This is a genomic window from Vibrio sp. R11-SG3-ISO3-SZ (assembly GCF_059834345.1).
Genome location: NZ_JCBDGX010000137.1, coordinates 1 through 4918, shown reverse-complemented (window position 1 = coordinate 4918; position 4918 = coordinate 1). Strand labels below are relative to the sequence as shown.

At 49.3% G+C, this 4918-nt stretch carries 3 protein-coding genes; all 3 read left to right on the top strand.

What is annotated here, in order from left to right; all coding sequences use genetic code 11:
• Window positions 1-49 precede the first annotated feature (49 nt).
• Window positions 50-1174 carry a lipocalin-like domain-containing protein gene (locus AC6R1O_RS15875; RefSeq protein ID WP_500657365.1) on the top strand — a complete coding sequence of 375 codons (1125 nt, stop codon included), beginning with the start codon at window positions 50-52 and terminating at the stop codon, window positions 1172-1174.
• 337 nt (window positions 1175-1511) lie between these two features.
• Window positions 1512-2678 carry a Na+/H+ antiporter NhaA gene (nhaA, locus tag AC6R1O_RS15870; RefSeq protein ID WP_500657364.1) on the top strand — a complete coding sequence of 389 codons (1167 nt, stop codon included), beginning with the start codon at window positions 1512-1514 and terminating at the stop codon, window positions 2676-2678.
• 394 nt (window positions 2679-3072) lie between these two features.
• The coding region (locus AC6R1O_RS15865; protein WP_500657363.1) for a proton-conducting transporter transmembrane domain-containing protein at window positions 3073-4918 on the top strand (1846 nt) is incomplete at its 3' end.

Sequence of the window (4918 nt, the reverse complement as noted above, 5' to 3'; positions counted from 1 at the left end):
TGCGGATGGTACGAAACACGCCGATGAAATCGTTAAGGGATGCATTGTAATGACACAAGGTCGAGTGTTGAGTCGTTCAGCCATTATGGCAGTGGGTTTGGTGGCCGCAGGGCTCATTGCGCTGTTGATCATCTTTCGCGAGACGCCACTTGAAGAGCCAAATGACTTCGATAGCATGAATGACATGCTGCGCGCGCAAAAAAGGCAGGTCTTTGAGCCTGTGCTGCCCAACTACCCCGTGATTTTACCCAACGACTTTTCCTTCAATAATGAGTACCAGCACGGTTGGTGGCAGTTCTTCGCTAATGTGCAAGGTGAGGCCGGCACTGAATACGGGATTCAGTGGAGCTTTATTCGGATCGCCAGTCATGATCAACCTTTGCGTGGTTGGTTAAGCCCCGAGGTCTACGTGTCTCATCTTGTGATATCGAGTCAATATGGCGTTTGGAAAGAGCAGCGGGTCGCCAGAGGTGGGATTGGCCAAGCAGAAATGACGTCACAGCCTTTTCGCATGTGGATCGATAATTGGAACTGGCGCTCACTTGGCAGAACACCGTTTCCTGGCATGCTCACTGCGCAAACCGATGAATTTAGTGTCCAGTTGAGTGCGTCGACCAATGGGCCTTTTGTCCTGCCGGGTGAACGTGGCTACGTGGCCAAACACGATTTGCTGCCGATTGCGTCCTACAATATTTTCGCGCCTTTCCTTAATGTTCAGGGCTCAATTACATTGCCGGGCGATCGTCAGATTAAGGTCGATGGCAAAGCGTGGATGAGTAAAGAGTGGGGAAGTGGCTTACTCGCTGAAGGGCAACAGGGCTGGGATTGGTTTGTCGTCCATCTGGATGATGAAACCACGTTATCTGTGAGTCAGTATCGTCAAAACAAGCAACTTCCCTACTGGTTTGGTACCTTATCCAGTAGCGATGGGAAAGTGATTAACCTTGCAGACTCTGATCTTGTCATTACACCCAATGCGCCAAGTCTCGTCGCGCGTGGCAAGCGAGTGCCGATGAGTTGGACGATAGAAGTCCCCGCGCATAATATTCATCTCACCGTATCTGCGACTAATCAGAATCTTTGGCTGCCCTTCTTTGTGCCTTATTGGGAAGGACCAATAAAAACTACGGGTAGTCATAAGGCACAAGGCTTCATGCAGCTGATAGGGTATTAACTTTACGCATTGTTTCTAATTGATTGTCGTTGTTAAGAGCAGGTTATCTCAGGGTGATCTGCTTTTTTTTTGCATGTTCTATACTAATGATTCAGTTTGTTGATAGAAGTGAGGTTGAACCTATTCGTTGGTGCTATTTATGCTGGGCATTGCATTGATTTTATGGTTCGTCGCCTCAATTTGTGATACACAATCAGAGAGTTAGGTTGATTGTGTCCGACAGGTGACATGTTTAGCGACGACATCAATGCGGCATGATAGCCCTAGTGTCTCTAAGCATTCATTGGGTGTTCTCGTCAGGTTTTTATAAATAGCGTTATCAGATAGGTCTTAAATGATGAACAAATGGGTCCGTGACTTCTTCCGATTGGAGTCTGCCAGTGGGATTTTACTTATCGTCGCCGCTGTTGTGGCGATGACTATCGCAAACTCACCTTTAAATGAACATTATCAGCACTTTTTACACATCTATATTTTTGGGATGTCACTATCGCATTGGATTAACGATGGTTTGATGGCGATTTTCTTCCTGGTGATTGGCCTTGAAGTCAAGCGTGAACTGGTGGAGGGGGCGCTCAAGTCAAAGGAAACCGCCACATTACCAGCGGTTGCTGCCGTGGGGGGAATGGTGGTTCCTGCGTTGATTTATGCTGGTATGAACTGGGGCAACGACAACGCAATGGCGGGGTGGGCGATTCCTGCGGCAACGGATATCGCGTTTGCACTGGGTATTATGGCGCTCTTGGGTAAACGCGTCCCGATTGCCCTTAAGGTGTTTCTATTGGCACTGGCGATCATCGATGACCTAGGCGCGGTACTGATTATCGCTTTCTTCTATACGTCAGACTTGTCGACGCTTGCGTTGACCATGGGCTTTATCTCTACGGGTGTGTTGTTTTGGCTTAACGCGAAGCGTATCACGCGCCTGACTCCCTACCTGATTGTCGGGGCGATTTTGTGGTTCGCGGTGCTGAAATCTGGCGTTCATGCGACACTTGCTGGCGTGGTGATTGGTTTTGCTATTCCGCTAAAAAGTGAGAAGGAGCTCTACTCACCACTCAAATACCTTGAGCACTGGCTACACCCTTATGTCTCCTATGGCGTGTTGCCTCTTTTTGCATTGGCGAACGCGGGGATCTCGTTGCAGGGCATTGCAATGCACGGCCTAATGTCAACGGTGCCACTCGGCGTCGCGATGGGGCTATTGCTCGGTAAACCGATAGGCATCATGTTGTTCTGTTGGGCCTCACTGGCGCTGAAAATTACTGTGTTGCCAGAAGGCATCACTAAGCGACATCTGTTTGCCGTCTCTATTTTGTGTGGCATTGGTTTTACGATGTCGATATTCATCTCTTCATTAGCCTTTGGTTTCGATTTTGCCACGCTCGACACTTACGCTCGTTTAGGTATCTTGATGGGGTCAACACTGGCAGCGGTATTGGGCTACATTGCTCTGCGTGTTTCTCTGCCGAAAGAGCCTGTGGCGGTGTCCGCTTCATCCTAGTGATATAAACATCTAACTTCAGCCCGCCAGGTTACCCCGGCGGGCTTTTTTTTGTTAAGGGCCTGCGGAATCGTTCAAAGGGAAAGTACGCGAAGAGGCCAAAGTAAGTAACACGACAAAAAAGTGTTTCATCGTGTTTCGTAAATGTGACCTATGTGAGAGGGTGAAGTATCATCAATGCTTATGTCTGATGGTATTTCCTACTAATTTCTGCTTTGAGTTCGTTTTTTTCGAAAGAAGAGCTCCAGAGAAGCGAATGTTATTGTTAACAGGATTTGAATAAACTTTCGCACATTCAACGTAAGGTGAGCTAGATCAACTATTGTTTCACTAACGTGTGAGTTTCACTCATGTTCTAGTTTCGCTAACGCTTTATAGCTTGGAGGCTTTTTCGATGCTGTATGCAGTCCTGTCCGGTTTTTTCCTGGCAGCGTTTGTTCCTTGGCTGTTTCGCCAATTTGGTGAGAAGACCAGCAAACTGTTGGCACTTTTGCCCGCAGGTTTGTTTGTCTATTTCTCAACCTTTTGGACTCAGATAACAGAGCAAGGACCACTTCTGATTCGTTATGACTGGGTCCCTTCGTTGGGTATCAGTCTCGATTTCTGGTTAGATGGCCTGAGTTTACTCTTTGCGCTGCTGATCTCTGGGATCGGTTTTTTTGTCGTTATCTATACGGGCAGTTATCTGGCCAACAAACCGGATCAACGCAAACTGCTGACCTATTTGATGGCGTTCATGGGCGCGATGTTGGGCGTGGTGTTATCCAACAACCTGATGGCGATGTTTGTCTTTTGGGAGCTGACCAGTATTACCTCTTACATGCTGATCGGTTACTACCACGAAAAAGAGTCGTCGCGTAAATCTGCGCTGCAAGGTCTGTTTGTCACCGTCGGCGGCGGCTTGGCGCTATTGGCTGGTATTATTCTGCTTGGCAGCCTTGCGGGCACTTATCAGATCAACGAGATTCTTTCGCAAGGTACGCAGCTGCAAACGCACGCGCTGTTTAGCGTGATGATGTTGGCGATTTTGGGCGGCACCTTTACTAAATCGGCCCAGTTCCCATTCCACTTTTGGTTACCTAATGCGATGGCAGCGCCGACGCCGGTCAGTTCTTACCTGCACTCTGCAACCATGGTCAAAGCCGGCGTCTATTTAATAGCGCGTTTACAACCGACGATGGCGGGGCATGATCTCTGGACCTGGCTACTGACGTTTGTTGGCGCTACCACTATGCTCTTGGGCGCGGCTATGGCGGTGACCAGCACGGATCTGAAGCGCATTTTGGCCTATTCAACCGTGATGGCACTGGGAACCTTGACCATGCTGGTTGGTATCGGCACGGAAGCGGCGCTGGTGGCGGCGGTGGTGTTCTTACTTGGCCACGCCCTCTACAAAGGTGCACTCTTCATGGCGGCAGGCACCATAGATCATGAAACGGGCACCAAAGATGTGCGCGAGTTAGGTGGGCTACGTAAAGCGATGCCGTACACTGCGGCGTTCATGTCTCTCGCTGCACTGGCTTTAGCAGGCGTTCCGCCTCTTTTTGGGTTCATCGGTAAAGAGATGATGCTCGAAGGCGTGTTATCCAGCCCTTGGGCAGCGTTGCTTGCGCTTATGGCGCTGTTGACCTCCATCTTTATTGTCGCTTGTGCAGGGCTATTGGTGATCAAACCCTTCTGGGGTGAGAAGAAAGCCACGCCAAAGGAGGCGCACGAAGCGCCGCTTGGAATGCGTCTTGGCTTTACGGTGCTTTCGGTGTTAGGTCTGGTTCTTGGCTTGATTCCTTCATTGGCTTCGCCGCTTGTTGTATCTGCATCGACGGCGATTCTCGGTAATCCTGCGAGTAAGGTGGATCTCGCGCTGTGGCATGGTCTCAATCTTCCGCTGATGCTGAGTATTACGGCTATGGTGGTCGGTTACCTCCTATTTAAGCAGTGGGATAAACTCGGCAAACGTGCAATTAAAGCCAAACCATTACTGAACTACGGACCGGAAGCGGGTTACTTTGTCTTTATGGACAACATGGTGAAATTCGCCAAATGGAGTACCGCCAAACTGCAAAATGGTTATATGTCGAACTACATTTTGACCATTTTCCTCACGACGATCGGTTTGGTGGCGTACGCCATGGTTACCCGCGTTGGTTTCCACTGGGATTTGGATTTCTCTGACGTGACGCTCAAAGAGATCGGCCTATCGATTCTGATCATTGCGGTGATTACGTTTGCTTGTTTGACCA

What these genes read in the sequence shown, in the direction of transcription:
- AC6R1O_RS15875 (WP_500657365.1), top strand. Translation starts at nt 50, where the DNA reads ATGACACAAGGTCGAGTGTTGAGTCGTTCAGCCATTATGGCAGTGGGT.
- nhaA (WP_500657364.1), top strand. Translation starts at nt 1,512, where the DNA reads ATGAACAAATGGGTCCGTGACTTCTTCCGATTGGAGTCTGCCAGTGGG.